Origin of the sequence: Alteromonas sp. AO-Serp, assembly GCF_017849675.1 — a bacterium.
Taxonomy (GTDB): Bacteria; Pseudomonadota; Gammaproteobacteria; order Enterobacterales; family Alteromonadaceae; genus Alteromonas; species Alteromonas macleodii.
On sequence record NZ_JAFLMX010000149.1, the window covers coordinates 36,592 to 55,985 of the forward strand.

The 19,394-nt window shown below is 44.7% G+C and carries 13 protein-coding genes; 11 read left to right on the forward strand and 2 right to left on the reverse strand.

What is annotated here, in order from left to right; genetic code table 11:
* Positions 1–193: 193 nt before the first annotated feature.
* From QVA83_RS10865 to QVA83_RS10885, 5 genes are all read left to right on the forward strand, one after another.
* The gene (locus QVA83_RS10865) at positions 194–1,099 is read left to right on the forward strand and encodes a tetratricopeptide repeat protein (RefSeq protein WP_156078162.1); all 906 of its coding nucleotides are present in this window, start codon (positions 194–196) and stop codon (positions 1,097–1,099) included.
* A gap of 212 nt (positions 1,100–1,311) precedes the next feature.
* Positions 1,312–1,935 carry a nucleotide exchange factor GrpE gene (gene grpE, locus QVA83_RS10870; RefSeq protein WP_061485368.1) on the forward strand — a complete coding sequence of 208 codons (624 nt, stop codon included), beginning with the start codon at positions 1,312–1,314 and terminating at the stop codon, positions 1,933–1,935.
* Positions 1,936–2,054: 119 nt separating this feature from the next.
* Positions 2,055–3,983 carry a molecular chaperone DnaK gene (gene dnaK, locus QVA83_RS10875; protein WP_014948972.1) on the forward strand — a complete coding sequence of 643 codons (1,929 nt, stop codon included), beginning with the start codon at positions 2,055–2,057 and terminating at the stop codon, positions 3,981–3,983.
* A gap of 200 nt (positions 3,984–4,183) precedes the next feature.
* Positions 4,184–5,314 (forward strand): molecular chaperone DnaJ, encoded by a 1,131-nt coding sequence (gene dnaJ, locus QVA83_RS10880; RefSeq protein ID WP_014948973.1) that lies wholly within the window; start codon positions 4,184–4,186, stop codon positions 5,312–5,314.
* Positions 5,315–5,625: 311 nt separating this feature from the next.
* Entirely contained in the window at positions 5,626–6,111 is a 486-nt protein-coding gene (locus QVA83_RS10885; RefSeq protein ID WP_014948974.1) for a c-type cytochrome, read from the forward strand.
* A 115-nt stretch (positions 6,112–6,226) separates the two neighbouring features.
* Here QVA83_RS10885 and QVA83_RS10890 read toward each other — a convergent pair whose 3' ends face one another.
* Entirely contained in the window at positions 6,227–6,379 is a 153-nt protein-coding gene (locus QVA83_RS10890) for a hypothetical protein (RefSeq protein WP_155279855.1), read from the reverse strand.
* Positions 6,380–6,480: 101 nt separating this feature from the next.
* Between QVA83_RS10890 and QVA83_RS10895 the strand changes: the two genes are divergently transcribed.
* The 3 genes from QVA83_RS10895 (at position 6,481) to QVA83_RS10905 (ending at position 12,732) form a co-directional block, all read left to right on the forward strand.
* A complete protein-coding gene (locus QVA83_RS10895; protein ID WP_075176283.1) occupies positions 6,481–7,743 on the forward strand; it encodes a hypothetical protein in 1,263 nt (420 codons plus the stop codon).
* Positions 7,744–8,049: 306 nt separating this feature from the next.
* Positions 8,050–10,638 carry a bifunctional diguanylate cyclase/phosphodiesterase gene (locus QVA83_RS10900; protein WP_156078163.1) on the forward strand — a complete coding sequence of 863 codons (2,589 nt, stop codon included), beginning with the start codon at positions 8,050–8,052 and terminating at the stop codon, positions 10,636–10,638.
* Between the two features lie 189 nt (positions 10,639–10,827).
* Positions 10,828–12,732, forward strand: coding sequence for a propionyl-CoA synthetase (locus QVA83_RS10905; protein ID WP_061485376.1), 1,905 nt, complete (start codon positions 10,828–10,830; stop codon positions 12,730–12,732).
* Here QVA83_RS10905 and QVA83_RS10910 read toward each other — a convergent pair whose 3' ends face one another.
* On the reverse strand, positions 12,733–13,416 hold the full coding sequence (locus tag QVA83_RS10910) for a cytochrome b/b6 domain-containing protein (RefSeq protein ID WP_044583832.1): 684 nt from the start codon (positions 13,414–13,416) through the stop codon (positions 12,733–12,735).
* Positions 13,417–13,819: 403 nt separating this feature from the next.
* On the opposite strand from QVA83_RS10910, the gene dapB reads away from it, so the two are divergent.
* The 3 genes from dapB (at position 13,820) to carB (ending at position 19,360) form a co-directional block, all read left to right on the forward strand.
* Positions 13,820–14,623, forward strand: coding sequence for a 4-hydroxy-tetrahydrodipicolinate reductase (gene dapB, locus QVA83_RS10915; protein WP_014976121.1), 804 nt, complete (start codon positions 13,820–13,822; stop codon positions 14,621–14,623).
* Positions 14,624–14,994: 371 nt separating this feature from the next.
* Positions 14,995–16,125 (forward strand): glutamine-hydrolyzing carbamoyl-phosphate synthase small subunit, encoded by a 1,131-nt coding sequence (gene carA / locus QVA83_RS10920; RefSeq protein ID WP_014948979.1) that lies wholly within the window; start codon positions 14,995–14,997, stop codon positions 16,123–16,125.
* A gap of 13 nt (positions 16,126–16,138) precedes the next feature.
* Positions 16,139–19,360: a carbamoyl-phosphate synthase large subunit gene (gene carB / locus QVA83_RS10925; protein WP_014948980.1), complete on the forward strand. Its 3,222-nt coding sequence runs from the start codon at positions 16,139–16,141 to the stop codon at positions 19,358–19,360.
* Positions 19,361–19,394: the final 34 nt, after the last annotated feature.

The window sequence follows — 19,394 nt, forward strand, 5'->3', positions numbered from 1 at the left end:
TTGTTGATTTACATTAACATAGTTTTCACATGCGAGGTATCTTCTGTTGGTACACAAGCAATATTTCGGAGTTAATTATTTGCAATTTGAACGATAAGTGATAGGTTTTTATACAAGGCGACGTCTTTTTGAGCAGTTGGATTTACACATAAGTCGGTCTTAGCCATGACCGAAATAATAAAAAGGGAATTTAATGAAACAAAACTCAGCAAGCACACGTATTCTGCGAATCTCACTACTAATTTCAACTATAATATCTGCATCTGTTTGGGCTATTCCGAATCAACCTGAATGCGCAGACGAAGATTGTTCACTTGCTAAGCTGAATACACTTCGAGCTTTGGCGTCCAGAGGTCATGAACAAACCAGCTTCTCCCTCGGCCATATCTTTATGAACCCTGAATCTGGGGTAAAGACAGATTTAGAAAATGCCTATTATTATTTTGATAAGTCTGCCAAACAGGGCTTCCTGCCAGCTTACCGACAAGCAGCGGGGATGGCTGCACAGGGAATTGGTACACAAAAGAATATGGCTGAAGCCAAGCGATTGATGAAATTTGCTGCAGATGAAGGCGTTAATAGAACGGCAGAGGAATATGCTGTTCTCGTCTTTTCTGATAATGAATCTACCGACGAAGAAAAAGCGACTGCGGTTGAATTTTTGGAAGCCGAAGTTGAAGAAGGAATGAGCTACCTCGCTAACTATGTATTAGCCGTTCTTTATATCAATGGAGAGTTTGTGGAAAAGGATATGGTGAAAGCGAAGTCTCTATTAGCATTTCCAGCGTCAGGTAAATACGCCAATTCGGTAGAGCTACTTCAACAATTAAGTGGAGAGAAAGTTATAGCGCAGGATAATGAGAACCCTAAGTCTACAGCTGGTCTCGATAGCAGCATTGAAACTATTACGGTGACTGGAATTAGTATCAATATGGGCGATGTTCACGGGTTGATGCTAAGTGAACTCAGAAAGCACCATGGGCAAACGGGAAGCAGGATAAAAGGGAATGGTTGCAAAAGAGGTGACCCTCAGTGTGTTATCCTAGATAGTGGTTCAATACAAACGCCAACATTTTGGCAAGTTGGTACCACTAGGTAACTAAATTAAAGAAACTCATTAAAGCGTTAGGAAGCCAAACTTAGTATTGAAGTTTGGCTTTTTTTATATTTTTTTAAAATCACCCACAAAAATAATGTGGATACCCTTGATCACCTTAAATCTAGCCCCATAACTAAGCGCAACAGACTTATTCCCAATAATTTTAACGTTATTGGGCAATGCCTAATTAAGAAAAACGTTTGGAGGTAGGCATGAGCGATAATCGCGACGTGCAGGCAGAACAAGAAAATACAGTTGATCAAACTGTACAAAATGCTGAAGAAGCGCAAGTAGAAGCGTCACAAGCAGAAGGCGTAGAGCTTGATGAAAATGCACAACGCATTTACGAGCTAGAAACTGCACTTTCTGAGGCGCAAGCCACAATCAAAGAGCAGCAAGATGGCGTGCTTCGCGCGCGTGCAGATGCTGACAACGCACGTCGTCGTGCTGAAGGTGAAGTAGAAAAGGCGCGTAAATTTGCCCTTGAACGCTTTGCTGGCGAGTTGCTTCCGGTTATCGATAACCTAGAGCGTGCTATCGAAATGACCGATGGCGACAATGAAGCGGTTAAGCCGCTTTTAGAAGGTGTGGAAATGACCCACAAAACTTTCTTAAGCACTATTGAGAAATTTGGATTAAGCCTTATTGATCCGCAGGGCGAAGCCTTCAACCCTGACTTGCATCAGGCAATGTCTATGCAAGAAAGTGCAGACCACGAGCCAAATACGGTGATGGCGGTTATGCAGAAAGGTTATCAAATTAACGGCCGCTTGTTACGCCCTGCCATGGTTATGGTATCGCGTGCGCCAAGTGGTGGTGTGGACACGCAAGCGTAAGTCACGCTTTTTGCGATAAACACACAAAAATGTCAGTTTTTTTACTGACATCTATTGAAAAGGCTGGGGAATAACCCCACTAAAAGTACAGAATTAAGAAACTTTTTCGGAGACACGAAATGGGTAGAATCATTGGTATCGATTTAGGTACAACGAATTCATGTGTCGCAGTTCTAGACGGCGACAAACCTCGCGTAATTGAAAACGCGGAAGGCGATCGTACAACCCCTTCAATCATCGCTTACACAAACGATGGGGAAACATTAGTTGGTCAGTCTGCAAAGCGTCAGGCGGTAACTAACCCGACTAACACATTATTCGCAATTAAGCGTCTAATTGGTCGTCGCTTTCAAGATAAAGAAGTACAGCGTGACATCGACATCATGCCTTTCAAAATTGTAGGTGCTGATAATGGTGATGCGTGGGTAGAAGCGAAAGGCGAGAAAATGGCGCCTCCGCAGATTTCTGCTGAAGTACTTAAGAAAATGAAAAAGACAGCTGAAGATTATCTTGGTGAAGAAGTTACTGGCGCAGTTATCACTGTTCCTGCTTACTTCAACGATTCTCAGCGTCAAGCAACTAAAGACGCGGGTCGCATCGCTGGTCTTGAAGTTAAGCGTATTATCAACGAGCCAACTGCTGCTGCTCTTGCCTACGGCATGGACAAAAAGCAAGGCGACAACGTTGTTGCAGTATACGACTTAGGTGGCGGTACGTTCGATATCTCTATCATCGAAATCGATGAAGTAGACGGCGAACACACGTTTGAAGTACTAGCAACTAATGGTGATACTCACCTTGGTGGTGAAGACTTCGATAACCGTGTTATCAACTACCTAGTTGAAGAGTTTAAGAAAGACCAAGGCATCGACCTTCGTAAAGATCCGCTTGCTATGCAGCGTCTTAAAGAAGCGGGTGAAAAAGCAAAAATTGAGCTTTCTTCTTCTCAACAGACTGAAGTTAACCTGCCATACATCACTGCTGATGCAACAGGTCCTAAGCACTTAGCTATTAAGCTTACTCGTGCAAAACTTGAGTCTTTGGTTGAAGACCTAGTTAAGAATTCACTTGAGCCGCTTAAGAAGGCACTAGCTGATTCAGATCTTTCTGTAGGCGACATTAACGACATCATCCTAGTTGGTGGTCAAACTCGTATGCCGCTAGTACAGAAGTACGTGACTGAATTCTTTGGCAAAGAGCCACGTAAAGACGTAAACCCTGACGAAGCAGTTGCAGTAGGCGCAGCAATTCAAGGTGGCGTACTGTCAGGTGACGTTAAAGACGTACTACTTCTAGACGTTACACCTCTGTCTCTAGGTATCGAGACTATGGGTGGCGTGATGACTGTGCTTATCGAGAAGAACACGACAATTCCAACGAAGAAGTCGCAAACGTTCTCAACTGCTGAAGACAACCAGTCTGCGGTAACAGTACACGTACTACAGGGTGAGCGTAAGCAATCAAGTGGCAACAAGTCTCTTGGTCAGTTCAACCTAGAAGGTATTCGTCCAGCAGCACGCGGTGTACCGCAAATCGAAGTAACATTCGACCTTGATGCTGACGGTATCCTACACGTGTCTGCGAAAGACAAAGACACAGGTAAAGAGCAGAAGATCACTATCAAAGCCTCTTCAGGCCTAAGCGATGAAGAAGTAGAAAAAATGGTAGCTGACGCGGAAGCGAATAAAGAGTCTGATAAGAAGTTTGAAGAGCTGATTCAAGCGCGTAACCAAGCTGACGGTATGGTTCACGCCACACGTAAACAGCTTGAAGAAGTTGGCGATGCACTAAGTGCAGAAGACAAAGCGCCAATCGAAGAAGCACTTTCAGCACTTGAAACTGCAGTTAAAGGCGAAGACAAAGCGGACATCGAAGCGAAAACGCAAGAGCTTATCCAAGCATCTAGCAAGCTGATGGAAGCGGCGCAAGCTCAGCAAGCTGCAGCCGGTGGCGCAGAAGGTGCAGAGCAGCAAGCTTCTTCTGGTAAAGCAGACGATGACGTTGTTGACGCTGAATTCGAAGAAGTGAAAGACGACGACAAGAAGTAAACTGTTGTGTCAGGCCCGTTACATAGCATGTTAGCGGGCCGTGTAAGCAGTTCAGGCGCAGCAGGAATTTCTTGTTGCGCCTTTGTTGTGTAAATGACTTGGCTTTATTGAATGTGTGTTCAGGTTATTTTCACAACAGTCAGATGTAGATTCGATGAGCATAAAATGCTTATCGACAAAAAGTAGGATATGTAAACGATATGTCGAAACGAGACTACTACGAAGTACTCGGGGTAGATAAAAGCGCAGGCGAACGCGAAATTAAAAAGGCGTATAAGAAGCTGGCGATGAAATATCACCCTGACCGTACGCAAGGCGATAAAGGCCTGGAAGATAAATTTAAAGAAATCCAGGAAGCCTACGAAATTCTGTCAGATTCGCAGAAACGTGCAGCATACGACCAATATGGCCACGCGGGAGTAGATCCTAACCGTGGTGGCGGTGGCTTCGGTGGTGGTGCCGATTTCGGCGATATTTTTGGTGATGTATTTGGTGATATCTTCGGCGGTGGCCGAGGAGGTCGTCAATCTCGCGCACGTCAAGGTTCAGACCTCCGCTACAACTTAGAGCTAACGCTTGAAGAAGCGGTTCGTGGCAAGAGCGTAGATATTCGCGTACCAACTTTGGTCGAGTGTGAAGTCTGTGATGGTTCTGGTGCGAAGAAAGGCTCTTCACCCAAGACCTGTCCAACCTGTCACGGCAATGGCCAAGTTCAAATGCGCCAAGGTTTCTTTGCTGTTCAGCAGACTTGCCCTACGTGTTCGGGCAAAGGCAAGATCATTGAAGATCCTTGTAACAGCTGTCATGGCCACGGTCGTAAAGAAAAGACTAAGACCCTTAACGTTAAAATTCCAGCTGGCGTAGATACCGGTGATCGTATTCGTCTATCAGGCGAAGGTGAAGCTGGAGAGAACGGTGCACCTCCAGGTGATTTATACGTTCAGGTCCACGTACGTGAGCACGATATCTTTAAGCGCGATGGCAACAATTTGTACTGTGAAGTACCGTTGAGCTTCACTACGGCAGCCCTTGGCGGCGAGCTAGAAGTGCCAACGCTAGATGGGAAAGTAAAACTGAAAATCAGCCCTGAAACGCAGACTGGCCGAATGTTCCGTCTACGTGGTAAAGGTGTTAAATCAGTGCGAAGCGGTGCCATGGGCGACTTAATGTGTAAGGTTGTGGTCGAAACACCAGTAAACTTATCATCTCGCCAAAAAGAACTACTTCAAGAGCTTGAAGAGTCGATGGGTAAAGCGTCAAGTAAGCATAGCCCGAAAGCGCAAGGCTTCTTTGACGGCGTTAAAAAGTTCTTTGACGATTTAACGAACTAATTGCTTAGTAGTACATACTTCATTTGAAAGCCCTCAGTTGAGGGCTTTTTTATTTTTGAAAGGCACTTAAACGCGCTCTTATGAGTGGCCAATTATCCATGCAGATTGGTATTTGTAATAGAAAGTGCTCACTTTAAGAAGGAAAGGGGGAGTTAGTCTTTTCTTTACTTACTTTTACCGCTAAAAATCTTGCGCATCATCCGACTATTCGTCACGATAACCCAAGTATCGGGACTTTTAGCTTGCAGATCACAAGGCTTAAAAGCCCGTTTGAGACCAATGAATAATATTTACCTAACAAGGGAACAGGCATGAAATTTTCAAGTAAATTGCTACTGAGCGCTGCCACGGCAGGCGCAATCTTATCAGGCTCGGTATTAGCTGCTGACGTGACAGAAGCAACGTCAGAAAAACACGCGGGAGCTGCAACACAATATCGCCAGGCCGTTTTTCAGTTAGTACGCAGTAACATGGGACCTTTAGGTGGCATGGCAAAAGGTGCTTTACCTTTTGACGAAAGCGTTATGGAAACCAATGCCGTACGTCTAGAACAACTTGCTGACATGATGGGCGATTATTTATCAGTTGATACCCGTAAGTTTGACGTTGAAACTGGCGCAAAAGATGAAATTTGGGAAAATTTCTCAGATGTAGAAAAGAAAGTGATGGCACTTAAAACGGCAGCGCAAGGGCTTCAAGCAGCTGTTAAAGCGGGTGATGAAAGCGCGTACAGAGGTGCAATCGGTAAAATTGGTGCAAGTTGTAAATCATGCCATGACGACTATAAGAAGGACTAGCCCAAGCTTGTTTTTCAACACGTGAAAGCGCTCTAATATCGGGTCAGTAAGAATGTACTATTGCATTTTACTGACCCAAAACCTCGATTAGTACTTCGATGTGTTAATTAGTATTTTATAATTCAATCATACAGATAAATTGAGAGTGGCGCTGAAGCGCAGACTCGCAACCTTCCTCAAACAGTAGTGTACTTTTTCGTCCAGGGCTTTGTAGGTAATAAGCATCAGGCATCGCCACACACTTAGCCACCTCAGAAATTGACTTCATTATAGCCTTGTAGAACGTGTCTACGAGAGTACATCGTTAAGACCCATACGCTGTGGTATATTCGTAAGTGCTTAACAACAGATTTTTAATATGGAGATAAGATGCGACCCTCGCTAACGTATGTAGGTACACTGGACGATGTTGTAGAGCGTTTTCCTTGGCAATTCGACGCTGATATAAACTACTTTAATCAATTGCTAGTGAGGAAGGCTATATTAGGAGAGAAGATACTTATCAATGATGGGTATTTACTTAATAATAGTGCGGCAAGGCAAGCTATTCTAAACCCCAGTTGTTCTCCGCTCACGTCACTAATCGAGCAAGGTTTTGTAAGGATCTTATCGCGGAACGCCGATTTAGTCTCCTTACCAGAGAAAATGGCGGATCAAGGTGTTGCCAGTTTCAACGTTTTGAAAAATTCTGCCGAATGGCCAAGTTTGAAGCGAGAATTACGTAAGTGGCAGCCACTGTTAGAAGAAACGGATAATTTTATACCTTGGCCAGAAAAACACATCAGTCATGGCTTTGATCAAATGATCATGCGGTTGGCTGAACGCACACCAGAAGACTTATCAATTGGCAGTGTCAGTCATGACCAGTGGCGACGAGTGTTTGATTTGTATGAACAATCAAATCGATACGACAAAGAGGCTACCCGAACCCGTTGGGAGTCTGCGGTCACTGAGTGCTTAGCTGATAACCATCAAGGGCGTCTAGCTATGATGCACCTGGCCTGTGAGGCGTATCACTACAATTTCGGTGTTTGCTTGGGCAGCCAGACGTCTTTGTCGAAACAGCAAATTTTGGTCGAAACACGGTTTAGCTCAGCGTTTGCTGATTTATCCAAAGTAGATCAAGAGTTACAAATGCAGCACGTTTCAATACCCGGATTGCGTGTACCGCAAAATATATCAATGAATAGCGGGCCAAAATGGGCGGAACTAGTATCTCCGTTTAGCGATGTCGGCAAACAGTTGAGAGCATACCGTCAAGCTCAAGATGACTATTTTTCTGGGCAAGGTACAGAAGAGTGTTTAACTGCTGAGGCTCGTGCCTATTCGAAGCAGTTGTCATCGTTGTTTGGTGAAAAGCAATCGGAATCTGCAGTCGCGAGGGTCGCTATTGGCGTAGGCTTTTTTGCTGCGGGGCTTATGGCGGCGGGTCCAGAAGTAGCGGCAGTCCTTTGGCTGACAGAAAATTACTTGTATCCGACAATAACGCGTAAATTCAAGCTGCGTGACCGTGAATTTTTTAGCAAAAATACACCACTTCCCACGCAAACTGTTTCTAGCGCGCTAAGCTCAGTAGTGTTAGATCCTGTTCAGATAAAAGAGCTCGCAAGTACTATCCCGGATTTCAAATAGTTAATTCGTAATAATAAGAACTTTCCACGGGTTCGAAACGTTTCAATGGTTTTTTGCTGGAAATTTGTACAATTCTTGGCTATGTTAAACACTCAGGCTTGGCGATAATTTTCTTCGACTGAAGGTACGCGTTTAGGTACCCAATCTTCGCAGGTCCTGCTTTTAAAAAATATAAAACAGCTCGTAGACAACTGAAACAGCAAAACTTGTAAAGCGCTTAAAACCACGACACAACTTTTCATCCTTTTATTGTCGTGCTGCTATCGTTTGTGCTGAATTCGAAGAGATATCAAAAGGTTTGCTTAGATGGATTTACGCAGTGAACGCATGTTGTCAACCATGCGCACAACACAGCAAAACATTTCTGTGTTGCTCAATGAAAGTCGAACGAAAACAGAGGCTCTGTGTATATTACTTGCCTCGGTAAACCCTAGCAATGGAAGAGCAACGGTATTATCTTGCGACGTAAACCACCTATCATTAGAAGCCGAGAGTGTTGTTTTTCCTTCACATGTATTGCTCATGCTCCCGCTTACACCTTTGAGCGCTCCAATACCTTGCAAAGATTTTATCTTTCCCCCTTCACTCGAACATTATGCTGATAGCTATGTAGTAGTTGCTACCGTGCGAGATATGCAAAATGAAGTAATGGGTGTTGTTCTCACTTTTGTACGCCACAGTGTATTGAGCCCTCTACAACATACATTGATAGATATTACGCGCCAAAAAGTAGAGCTTAGTTACCAATATGAGCTGGCGCGTCATCCCTATTCAGACAAGTTATCCGAACAGCTTGCCTTGTTAGAAGAGGTGAGTTCAATTTCTAAAGTGGGCGCGTGGGAGATTGACAGATTCACAGGCGTACTTTCTCTGACTGAGGTGATGAAAGCCTTATTAGGCTTACCTCGTGTAAAAAGCGTCGGCCTTAATGAAGTGCTCGATATGCTTACCTCGAGTGATAGAAGAGACTTAAAGCAGCGCGTTTTTAAAGCGCTTAAAGAAGATAGAGAGTTCGTAAAGCACTTTGAATTTCACGACAAGCAAGGTCGCAGAAAAAGTATAAAACTAACCGTGTTCTTACAGGTTCAGCGAGGAAATGCTAGCGGAATTAAATTAACCCGGCTTTATGGCGCAGTGCAGGATGAAACGGAAATACAGCGTCTATCGGATTCACAACATAACTACACAGATTATCTGACCAGTTTATTGAATAATGTGGATAGCGTGGTGTTAAGCATAGATGAACATGGCACTATTCTAACTGCAAATGAACGCGTTTATTCTGTATTAGGCTTTGAGCCCGAAGAGCTGATTGGCCAAGATATAAAATTAATATCAACCAAGGTGCAAAATACCGATGCGCCTTCTTGTTTCATAAACATACCAGCGGGTTTAGCATGGTGTAGCGAAAATGGCTCGGTAAACGAATGTCTTCGCCATAAAAATGGTAAACGTATTGCCTGTGAAGTTTATTTGTCGAAATGCTCTGTACATAATCAACAATTAATTATCGCCTCAGTGCGCGATATCACTAATCAAAACCACGAAATTGAGCATTACAAACAACTCGCTTTAATCGATACGGTGACAGGTCTTCCGAACTTACACCAATTTGAGCGATACCTTGGCGATAAAGCTCATGACGACAAGTCATCTAAACCATTTGCCACGTTTATGCGCGTTGCTATCTGTAACATAAAAGAGTACGAAAATGCGTTTGGGGAGCCAACGATAGACTATATTCTGAGAATTTTGGCCAGTCGCTTCATTCGCATATTCGAGATTAACAAGCGCAATTCAGCCAGTATATTCAAATGTGAGAGAGGTGCTTTTTATATTCATCTTCATCAATATTTTGGTGAAGAAGCACAGTCTCTAAATGCTGCACACGATTGCGCTATTCTTATCCACGATCACGTGCTAGCGCCAATAACCCTGCACAACAGCCTCTTAAATATTGAAACGCAAACCATAAGTTGCACGGTTCCAACAAAGCATTTTTCGTTTAAAAAGATAAAAGAACTATTGTCGAGAAAACCTTTAAGAGAGGTAAAAAATACTTCTACTTTTAAGTCGGAGCACGAGTATTTTCATGTTAATGCAAGTGATATCGAGCGGTACAATTACATTAAACACTCTCTGAGCAGGGCTATTTCTAACAACGAGTTATATATTGAGCTTCAACCTCAATACGATGCAACGAAGAGCCTTATAAGCTCAGAGGTGTTGTTAAGGTGGAAGCATCCTCATATGGGTACAGTAAGCCCTTCTGAATTCATTCCTATTGCCGAAGAGAATGATTTTATTGCTGAACTCGGGCTGTGGGTGTGTAACGAAGCCTGCGGGTTACTTAGTGAATGCCAGTCAAAGAAAATTAACACTAAGTTGTCTGTTAATATCAGTGCAAAGCACTTAGCGCGAGCTGATTTTGTGAGAAAGTTCGTCGCAATAGTAAATAAGTGGCGCGTGTCACACAAAAATTTAACTCTAGAGCTCACTGAAGGTGCATTGATAAGAGGGGTGAGCATTATTCAACGTCGCGTTAGAGAATTAGCGGAACAAGGGTTTAGTTTGTCTATCGACGATTTTGGTCTTGGTGACTCAAATTTAAATTATCTTCAAGATTTGCCAATTACCGAACTGAAAGTAGACAGGGTATTTGTCGAAGCGATGGAAGGCTCGCAGCAAAAAACATTATTGGTTACAAGTATTTGCAACATGGCAAAAGCGTTACACATAAATACCGTAGCTGAGGGAATAGAGACAACGGGTCAATTAGATCAAGCTAAGGCATGTGGTTGCGGAGCATTTCAGGGATATTACTTAGATAAACCCATGAGTGTAGATGATTGGAAAAGTAAAATTAGTGAGAAGCAATATAAAGAAGGTAGTTAACCTTACGCAGTCGAGGGCTTATTCAAGTATGCGTTGAAACAACCGCTTCGATACCTCTTGTTATCAAATAGGGGGATAAAGTTTAAATTTATGTAAATCAACTTGTTAGTCGATCTACGCCTGAAGTCTTATTAGTAGATGTCATGTAACTATCGTAGGGTGAATATAAACCCTACTCAGGACATGGTTATGACTTATAAAGATGAATATATTGCCTCGACCCAGCACCCCGATGAGTTTTGGTTAGAACAAGCACAAAAGCTAGCGTGGTTTCAACCTCCTCAAAAAGGATGCCAACCTACAGATAATGGTTACTTCGACTGGTTTAGGGGAGGGCAGCTTAACACCAGCTATTTAGCACTTGATCATCACGCAAAAAATGGTCGTGGCGATAAAACCGCGCTTATTTATGACTCACCTGTTACACAAACCACTCAGCACTTTACTTACAAAGAGCTATTGAACCGTGTTGCCGAGTTCGCAGGCGGCTTATCTCGCTTGGGTGTGACGAAAGGCGACCGCGTGATTATCTACATGCCCATGATCCCGCAAGCAGTGATCGCGATGCTTGCTTGCGCCCGTTTGGGAGCTGTGCACTCTGTGGTGTTTGGTGGCTTTGCCGCAAATGAGCTTGCAGTACGAATAGATGACGCAAAACCGGTAGTTATTGTTACTGCGTCATGTGGCATTGAAGGCAATAAAGTTCTACCGTACAAACCTCTTGTTGATGAAGCAATATCATTAGCAGAGCACAAACCACAGGCATGCGTGTTGTATCAACGCCCTCAGTTAATTGCTGAGTTAAATGAAGCAACTGACCACGATTGGCTCTCTCTGGTTGAAGCTAGCGTGCCAGCTTCTCCTGTTGCCGTCGATGCAACTGACCCGCTTTATGTTCTTTATACTTCAGGTACAACCGGTAAACCCAAGGGGGTCGTTCGAGATAATGGCGGGCACGCGGTTGCTCTCCATTATTCAATGGGCGCGATTTACGGTATTAGTGAGAACGATATTTTTTGGGCTGCATCGGATGTTGGTTGGGTGGTCGGTCATTCATATATTGTCTATGGCCCGCTCATAAAAGGCGCAACGACGGTACTGTACGAAGGAAAGCCCATTGGCACTCCTGATGCCGGTGCATTTTGGCGTATGATAGAGTCTCACAAAGTGAATGTGCTTTTTGCAGCTCCAACAGCATTTAGAGCGATACGAAAAGCGGACCCTGATGCTGAGTTTTTATCTAAATACAATACGTCGAGCTTGCGTACCTTATTTATGGCGGGTGAACGTCTAGATCCGCCAACATATTTCTGGGCGAGCGAGAAGGTTGGTGTTCCCGTTATCGACCATTGGTGGCAAACCGAAACTGGCTGGCCAATTTGTTCAAACCCGATGGGGCTTGAGCCAATGGCTACGAAACCCGGTTCATCAAGCGTGCCTACACCTGGGTTTAACGTAAAGGTATTGCAAGGAGCTGATGAACAGCAAATAACCGGTGAAAAAGGCGCTATTGCTATCAAGTTACCGCTTCCCCCAGGTTGTTTGACAACGATTTGGCAAGACCATCAACGGTTTGTCGATGGCTATTTACGAGAATTTGAAGGGTATTACAGCACCGGAGATAACGGGTACGTAGATGAAGATGGCTACGTATTTATTATGGGTCGCACCGACGATGTCATAAACGTTGCCGGGCACCGGTTATCTACCGGTGAAATGGAAGAAGTGCTTGCAGGACATCCTGCCATTGCTGAATGTAGTGTAATAGGCATCCATGATGCACTGAAAGGGCAATTGCCAGTTGGATTGGTACTGCTAAAAGACGGCGTTACCGTTGATGAACAGGCACTTGAGCAAGATTTGGTTCAACGGGTTCGAGATAAAATCGGGCCAGTGGCGTGCTTTAAGCGAGCCATCGTCGTCAATCGTTTACCCAAAACCCGGTCAGGTAAAATACTCCGCAAACTGCTGCGTCAAATTGCAGCCAATGAATCTGTTGCCGTACCCTCAACCATCGATGATCCGTCAAGCGTAAGCGAGATTGAGACGCTCATGCGAGAGAAGGGCTTGGTCAACAAGCCCACGGCTGTTTAGCTAGTAGTAATATTCATCTGCCTGTGGAGCTGGCGGGTATACTTCAATAGCCACATATACAGCTGCTGCGGCGATGAGCGCCACAACAAAAGCACGTAGAATTCGCGAGTCAGTAATACCTGCTGTTGCTGACTCCTTATTGCCATGCACCATGGCAGGAACCAATTTTTGCTTCTTATACACGCTGTAAAATATTACCGCGCCTATATGAAGTGCGATAACGTAAAGTAACACATCAAAGGCAAGGTGATGCAGAGTGTTCATTAGCGCTAGTGTTTCTTCTCCGGCTAACTGGCGATAGGGACCGTCTAAGAAAATATCATCGGTCATGAACAATCCCGATACCGCTTGTATGGTAAGCAACACTAGCATAACGACGACAAACCATCCGCCTAAAGGGTTGTGGCCAATAGCGGGTTCGGACTGCCTATTAAATAAGGTTTTTATATAATTGAAAACCTTTCTGGGACCAGTAATAAAGCTACTGAACTTCGCGTGTTGCGTACCAACAAATCCCCAGATTATGCGGAAAACGATAAGGAATAAGGTGAAGTACCCAATGTAAAAGTGCCATTGCACTTTGTTTTCAAGCCATTCAACTGTTGCATATTGCGCTAAAAGGCTCGCTACAATAAGCCAGTGAAAAAGCCGGGTGGGAATATCCCATATAAGAGTTTTTTGCATAGTAAATTTAGTTGGGTTGTATTCTGACTTATCCACACTTGCCGTTCAGCGGTGACGAATAAGTACTCGGTCATCTGTTAATTGCCATAGCGTCGCTTAACTTACTCTATAAAACAAGTAGGCCCAACGGCAGAAAACCTCTGTTTGTCTTAGTGTTGCAATTAGGACATGTTGATCTTTGCATCAAAAATGCGCAGTAAAGCTCAACATGTCCTAAGCATCGTGTACTGAATTTTTTTACATCCGAGCTTGAAGTTTTGGCAAAGAACTATGCAGATTGGTAGTAGTTAAATCTTACCGATTCCTTGTTATGCCTATTTAATATGAATCTCACATTGCAATAGTGACGGCATTTGGCAAAATGCCTCACAGTTGAAGGTTTATAAAAGTGTAAAACGAAAAAATGAAAGTAGGATTATTTGGCGCCAACGGGCGTATGGGACGGGTTTTAGTTGAAGCGCTAGATTTAAGTGACGATGCACAACTTAGCGTGGCAACGGTACGCGATGATTCACCTTGGGTTGGACTAAATGTGGGCGAACTTGCGGGCATTGGCAAAAAAGACGTTGATTGTACTGCGCTATCAGATTTAAGTGGTAATGATGCAGATGTAATGATCGATTTCACCCTGCCTTCGGTTATTGAAAGTAATCTTACGTGGTGCGTTAAAAATAAAATGCCTGTTGTTATTGGAACTACTGGATTAAACGATTCACAGTTAGCGGCACTCGACGAAGCAGCAAAGCATATACCTATCGTATTTGCGGCTAATTACAGTGTGGGCGTAAATTTAATGCTTTCCCTAGTTCGACAAGCTGCAAGTGTGCTGGGTGAAACGGCTGACATCGAAATAACAGAAGCACATCACAGATTTAAACAAGACGCGCCTTCTGGTACAGCCATGGCCATTGGTGAAGCCATTGCTGACGAATTGGGCCGTGATTTAAAAACCTGCGCTGTATACGGCAGAGAAGGAAAAGAGCCTGAACGCGACCAAGGTACTATTGGCTTCGCAACAATTCGAGCCGGAGACATCGTCGGTGAACACACAGCCTTATTTGCAGATATTGGTGAGCGCCTAGAGATTACGCACAAGGCATCAAGTCGACTTACTTTTGCAAAAGGCGCAGTGCATGCAGCGAAGTGGTTGTATGGAAAAGAACCTGGTCTATACTCCATGGTTGATGTACTGGATTTAAAGCTATAGGCGTTTTTATGCCAGCATGCTGTAGCTAAATTAGCAGGCGAGCTTGAGGGCGTTATCAAAGTGTTAAACTAAAGTTGCACTTTAAATGAGCAATAAGCCGTACTTTCGGTGGTTCTGCGCAAAAATGGTGGTATAAGCGGTATTTTAGTAAATTATTACAAATAAATTTGCCATTTTCGGTCAGTGATGTATACTCGCCGGAATTTGCCAGAATTTCGTATTCTGAGGCCGCCAAAATGGCTGAAGAGTGCGGTTTTATTAGCTGCAAAGATCGTAAAACGGGATGTATTGTTATCAATAACTCCCGTTTTTTGTGGGGTTTGTGCAGAAAACTGCACAAACACATAGTTATCCTTAATCTGGAGGTTGACTTGGCTAATTCTGCCCTTTTGGTGTTAGAGGATGGTTCTGTTTTTAAAGGTACGGCGATAGGCGCTACAGGCTCCGCCGTTGGGGAAGTCGTTTTTAATACTTCCATGACCGGCTATCAAGAAATTCTCACCGACCCATCCTACGCTGAACAACTCATCACCCTTACTTATCCACACATTGGCAACACCGGCACTAACGAAGAAGACGTCGAAGCAGATAAAATCTGGTCGAAAGGTCTAATCATCCGTGACCTACCTCTTGTTGCTAGTAACTTTCGTCAACAGCAAACTTTGTCTGAATACCTTAAAGCGAAAGGCGTTGTGGGTATTGCCGACATTGATACACGTCGCTTAACGCGTATCTTGCGAGACAAAGGTGCACAAAACGGCTGCATTATTTGCTCTGATGAATTAGACGAGTCTAGCGCACTAGCGCAAGCAAAAGCTTTCCCTGGCCTTAAAGGCATGGATTTGGCAAAGGTAGTAAGTATTACTGAGCCAAAAACATGGACAGAAGGCAGTTGGGAACTTGGTAAAGGTTATGTAACACCAAGCGAGTTCAAATATCACGTTGTTGCTTTTGACTACGGTGTTAAAAATAATATTCTTCGCATGCTAGCTGACCGCGGTTGTAAAGTTACGTTAGTACCAGCGCAAACGCCTGCTGAAGACGTACTAGCCATGAATCCTGATGGTGTATTTTTGTCAAATGGCCCAGGCGACCCAGAGCCATGTGACTACGCAGTAACCGCAATCAAAACTATCGTCGAAACCGGTACGCCTGTATTTGGTATTTGTCTTGGTCACCAGCTACTTGCTATCGCAAGTGGTGCGAAGACAGTGAAGATGAAGTTTGGTCACCACGGTGCAAACCACCCGGTTAAAGACCTTAAGCGCAATGTAGTTATGATCACTAGCCAAAACCACGGTTTTGCAGTTGATGAGTCTAGCTTGCCAGATAACCTAGAAGTAACTCACATTTCGTTGTTCGACAAGTCGCTGCAGGGTATTCACCGCACCGACAAGCCTGCGTTCAGCTTCCAGGGTCACCCTGAAGCCAGCCCAGGTCCTCATGAAGCGGCACCGTTATTCGACCACTTCATCGAACTTATTGAACAACACAAGCAGTAGGAATTAGCCCGCTATGCCAAAACGTACCGACATACAAAGTATTCTTATCATTGGTGCTGGCCCTATTGTTATCGGCCAGGCTTGTGAATTCGATTATTCAGGCGCGCAAGCGTGTAAAGCCCTTCGAGAAGAAGGCTACCGTGTTATTTTGGTTAACTCTAACCCAGCAACCATTATGACCGACCCAGAAATGGCAGATGCGACTTATATCGAGCCTATTCACTGGGAAGTAGTTCGCAAGATCATTGAAAAAGAACGTCCAGATGCCATCTTACCTACAATGGGTGGACAAACTGCGCTTAACTGTGCGCTAGAGCTAGACAAGCACGGCGTACTTGAAGAGTTCGGTTGTGAGCTCATCGGTGCAACGGCAGATGCAATCGATAAAGCAGAAAACCGCGAGCGCTTTGACAAAGCAATGAAAAACATCGGCCTTGAATGTCCACGTGCGGAAATCGCGCACAGCATGGATGAAGCGCACGATGTACTAAGCCGCATCGGCTTCCCTTGTATCATTCGTCCGTCTTTCACCATGGGTGGAACCGGCGGCGGTATCGCGTACAACATTGATGAATTTAATGAAATTTGTCACCGTGGCTTAGACCTTTCTCCTACCAACGAGCTGCTTATCGATGAATCGTTGCTAGGTTGGAAAGAGTACGAAATGGAAGTAGTACGCGATAAAGCAGATAATTGCATTATTGTATGTACTATCGAAAACTTCGACCCTATGGGCGTGCATACCGGCGACTCAATCACAGTTGCTCCAGCACAAACCCTGACTGACAAAGAATTCCAGCTAATGCGTAATGCAGCGATGGCTGTACTGCGCGAGATTGGTGTTGAAACCGGTGGTTCAAACGTACAGTTCGGTGTAGATCCGAAAACTGGTCGTGTAGTAATCATCGAAATGAATCCTCGCGTATCTCGTTCATCAGCGCTTGCTTCGAAAGCAACAGGTTTCCCAATTGCGAAAGTAGCAGCGAAACTTGCGGTAGGTTATACGCTAGATGAATTAGCAAACGACATTACAGGTGGCCTAACGCCAGCATCTTTCGAGCCGTCTATCGACTACGTAGTGACTAAGATCCCACGCTTTAACTTTGAGAAGTTTGCCGGTGCTAACGACCGACTGACTACTCAAATGAAGTCGGTAGGTGAAGTGATGGCCATTGGCCGTAACCAGCAAGAATCACTGCAAAAAGCCCTTCGCGGTCTTGAAGTAGGTGCGACAGGCCTTAACCCAATGGTTGACCTTGAAGACCCTGAATCACGCAATAAAGTGGTTTATGAACTTCGTCAGCCTGGTGCAGAGCGCATTTGGTACATCGGTGATGCATTCCGTATGGGCATGACGGTTGAAGAGGTATTTAACCTTACCAATATCGACCGCTGGTACCTTGTACAGCTTGAAGATCTTATTCTTCTTGAAGCTAAAGTAGCAGAGCTTGGTTTACCAGGTATTGATGCTGACTTTATGCGCGCACTTAAGCGTAAAGGCTTCTCTGATGCGCGTCTTGCTGAGCTAACCAAAGTGGCAGAAAGCGATATTCGTGAAACCCGCCGTGACTTTGGTATTTCTCCTGTCTACAAGCGTGTAGATACTTGTGCAGCAGAATTCTCTACCAGTACAGCTTACATGTACTCAACGTATGACGAAGAGTGTGAAGCAGCGCCAACTGACAAAGACAAGATCATGGTTTTGGGCGGCGGTCCAAACCGAATTGGTCAAGGTATTGAGTTCGACTACTGCTGTGTTCACGCGGCGCTTTCAATGCGTGAAGACGGTTACGAGACCATTATGGTTAACTGTAACCCTGAGACAGTATCTACCGATTACGACACATCAGACCGTCTGTACTTCGAGCCAGTAACGTTGGAAGATGTACTTGAAATCGTTGCTAAAGAGCAGCCTAAAGGCGTTATCGTGCAGTATGGTGGCCAAACGCCACTTAAACTTGCCCGTGCACTAGAGGCGGCGGGCGTACCGGTTATCGGTACCTCACCAGAAGCGATTGACCGTGCCGAAGACCGTGAGCGCTTCCAGCAAATGGTGAACAAGCTTAACCTCAAGCAGCCTGCGAATGCCACGGTAACTAACGTTGAGCAAGCGCTAACTATGGCTGAAGAGATTGGCTTCCCGCTAGTGGTTCGTCCAAGCTACGTGCTAGGTGGTCGTGCGATGGAAATCGTGTATGACCTCAAAGATCTTAAGCGTTACCTTAATGAAGCGGTTAAAGTGTCCAACGACGCGCCAGTATTGCTAGACCGTTTCTTGGATGATGCTATAGAAGTTGATATCGATGCTATTTGCGACGGCAAAGACGTAGTGATTGGCGGCATCATGGAACACATTGAACAAGCGGGTGTTCACTCTGGTGACTCTGCGTGTTCATTACCTCCACACTCGCTTTCAAAAGAGATTCAAGATGTCATGCGCGAACAAGTTAAAGCCATGGCGCTTGAACTTGGCGTAGTCGGTCTGATGAACACACAGTTTGCGATTAAAGATGGTGAAGTATACCTAATCGAGGTTAACCCTCGTGCAGCACGTACCGTTCCATTCGTTTCTAAGGCAACGGGTGTACCTCTTGCTAAAGTTGCAGCACGTGTAATGGCTGGCGTGAGCCTAGCCGAGCAGGGCGTAACAGAAGAAGTGATTCCACCTTTCTACTCTGTGAAAGAAGTGGTGCTTCCATTTGCTAAGTTCCAAGGTGTTGACCCACTGCTAGGCCCAGAGATGCGCTCAACGGGTGAAGTAATGGGCGTTGGCGATACCTTCGAAGAAGCCTATGCTAAAGCTAACTTAGGTGCGGGTGCGCCACTACCTAAGCAAGGTAAAGCGTTAATTTCAGTACGTGATAACGACAAGCCTCGTATGATCGCACTGGCAAAAGCGTTAGTCGAAGCGGGCTTCAGCATTGAAGCTACCCGCGGTACGGCTACCGAGCTTTATGATGCAGGCATCATGAGTACTGTGGTTAATAAGATGTCTGAAGGCCGCCCTAATATTGTTGATGCAATCAAAAATGGCGAATACGCGTATTTGATTAATACAACAGAAGGTCGTCAAGCCATCACCGACTCAGTGTACATTCGTCGTGAAGCCTTGCTAAACAAGGTAACCTACACCACGACAATGAACGCAGCGTTCGCAACTATCCGTGCTAAGTCTGCTGATGACCGCAATAAAGTGGCGTCAGTTCAAGAACTACACGCTAGACTCAAACACTAATGACATACGCTAGGATACGAGGTATCCTAGCAAT